At 52.6% G+C, this 2,571-nt stretch carries 2 protein-coding genes; one reads left to right on the forward strand and one right to left on the reverse strand.

The features are described 5' to 3' along the window. Positions 1–211 precede the first annotated feature (211 nt). Entirely contained in the window at positions 212–1,336 is a 1,125-nt protein-coding gene (locus tag ACOCD2_RS16530) for a helix-turn-helix domain-containing protein (protein ID WP_293649411.1), read from the forward strand. A 254-nt stretch (positions 1,337–1,590) separates the two neighbouring features. Here ACOCD2_RS16530 and ACOCD2_RS16535 read toward each other — a convergent pair whose 3' ends face one another. Continuing rightward, the gene (locus ACOCD2_RS16535; protein WP_294117819.1) at positions 1,591–2,127 is read right to left on the reverse strand and encodes a hypothetical protein; all 537 of its coding nucleotides are present in this window, start codon (positions 2,125–2,127) and stop codon (positions 1,591–1,593) included. Positions 2,128–2,571 lie beyond the last annotated feature (444 nt).

The following is a 2,571-nucleotide window of genomic DNA, read 5'->3' on the forward strand; positions in this document are numbered from 1 at the left end:
CTACTTTGCTTCCCCTCTGGCGCTATGCGCACGACGGGTAAGCAGTGCGGCCTCGCGGCTACTGGGGACTACCAGCCTTCGCTTCGCTCTCCATGGCTGGCAGCGGAAGAGCCTTATTACTGTACCATGTGGGGAGATGGTTTTTGCCATATTGGCTCGGCCATAACTTGATTAAACTTGATTTCCAGGGGGCATGCACTATAATTCTCCCATGCAAAAAATACTTCACTCTGACGCTGTTCGCAATGCGCTGATCAAACGGGGGTTGACTCAAAAAAACTTGGCATCCGAGGTGGGCGTTAGCGCTCAGGCGATAACTAACTGGCTGAAAGGAAAGGATTTTCCTAGACCTTCTGCCTTGCTTAAATTAGCCGCAACGCTTCAGCTTTCGTTTGAAGAGCTGGCATCAACCACCGATACAAACCAGCCTATTGTCTCCTTTCGTAAAAAAGGAGCAGCAATAACGACAAATGCACATATCAATAAGGCGAAAGAGATCGGAGTCCTCCTGAAGCCGCTGGTGCCTTACCTAGGTCGGCAACAAACACTACGTACACTGATTACACGTCCCTCTACGGAATACGACAAACTGCAGAGTGCCGCACTGGAAACGCGTAGGCGTTTGGGTATTGGCGAACAAGCCGTGCTGGGTTATGAATCACTGATTGGTGAATTCCGTAACAGTGGCGCGGTGCTTATGCCCGTCATGTGGGGCGCGAAGCAACGGCATGAAAATGCTGTCCATATCCGACTGCCCAAGGAAGATGTCACCTTTATTCTGCTGAATCTCGATACTCGGCTAGAGGATTTCAAATTCTGGATGGCACATGAGCTGGCGCATATTTATACGCCGGATCTGGCAGGCACCGAAGAAGGAGAGGATTATGCCGACGCCTTTGCCGGGGCATTGTTGTTCCCGGAGCCCTGCGTAGAGGCCTGTTACCCGGCAATTAGCAGAAAGCGTAACGAACAGAGCGTCATCAAGGCCCTATTCAACTTTGCCCGGGAACACTTCATTTCGATCAACACGATTTACCGACAGGTGCAGGATTTTGCCCGAGCCAGGCGGTTGCCCGCGTTAAAGATTGCGGAAAACAAGCTGCACGCCACGCGTAACTACTTTTCCGGGCCATTGATCAGTGAAGTACTGTTCGACCCCCTGCCGCCAGCGCCGGATGTCTATATTGCTGCCTGTAAGCACCAGTTTCAGTCGGACTTTTTCATTGCCATAAAAAAAATGCTGCGTGAAAGGGATACCGGGTCCTCCTATGTCCAACAAATTCTGGACATATCCATCCATGACGCAAAGTCCCTCTATGAGGAACTGCGTCATTGACCCTTGTTCTGCTCGATACCAATGCCTACTTGCGATTGGCAAAGCGTATCAAGCCGCTTCTGGGTATTCGTTTTGGGCAAAAAGGCTATGTGCTTACCATTCTGAAAGATGTTGAAGACGAAGTTCACCGTAGCGCGCGTTTACAGGAGTACTTTCCCTGGTTCGATGATCCTCCACTACAGCAGGAACGGCTGGCCAAACGCGTCCGCCTGAGCCGGGATGAAAAAGCCCAGATTACAGCAATGAAAAGCGTGCTACGCCAGCATGCATTGGCGCATGCGGCAGACTATACAACTCTCGGCCGTTCGCCGCCGTCTCCTACTGACTGTCTTTGTCTTGCCTTCGGTCAGGTGCGTCAAGCCATAGTCGCTACCGATGATCTTGGTATGCACAAGTTGGCGGAAGATTTCGAACTCCCCATCTTTCACTGCCACGAGGTCCTGAAAAAGATGCTGACTGCCAAAGCCATCAGCAAAGAGCTGGTGACCGATATCTATCACGCCCTTGAGGTCAATGGTGATCTGCCGCGTTCCTGGGTGGAGGTAAAGCATACGGCCTTCAAGAAAGTGTTTGGCCTTAAACCAACGCTGCCAGCCATGGAGAGCGAAGCGAAGGCTGGTAGTCCCCAGTAGCCGCGAGGCCGCACTGCTTACCCGTCGTGCGCATAGCGCCAGAGGGGAAGCAAAGTAGACATTCAAACGAGGCGTCCAGTCATTGGAAGACAAGTACGGAGCAGCAACGAGCTTGCGAAGTTGTTGCGTAGTGCTGGGTGACCAGGACGGCTGGGGCACCAATAGGTTGTCAAAGGCCGAGTCGATTTTGGGGGCTGGGATGTCCCAAAATCTATCACGAGGTCGAAGACACGCTTGAATATGATCTTGTTCCCTCGCCTGAAAAGGCGGGGGTGCGTATTCCACCCCAACGTGACCGATTCCAGGGTTTTCCTTGGAATCGGCGGTCACGATGATGGAAACCGTGGTCACGTTGGGGTGGAATACGCAGCCGCCATTGTCGAGCACGATAATGGCGCTCTGCCCGTCGAGCTCCAAGAGGTTGCGGGCATATAGCGGCGCCCAGTTGTTCCGGTCTGAGCCGTTGATGTTGGCGTAATTGGTGATACAGATCCGCCGGCGTGATCTCCCCCGAACGAGCCAACTGGTGGAGGATGCGATGCATATCTTCTTCTTCGACATTCCTGTTCTTGAATCTGCGCAGGAATTTGGTGTTCAACAGCA

Origin of the sequence: Thiolapillus sp., from assembly GCF_048562965.1 — a bacterium.
Taxonomy (GTDB): domain Bacteria; phylum Pseudomonadota; class Gammaproteobacteria; order Chromatiales; family Chromatiaceae; genus Thiolapillus; species Thiolapillus brandeum_A.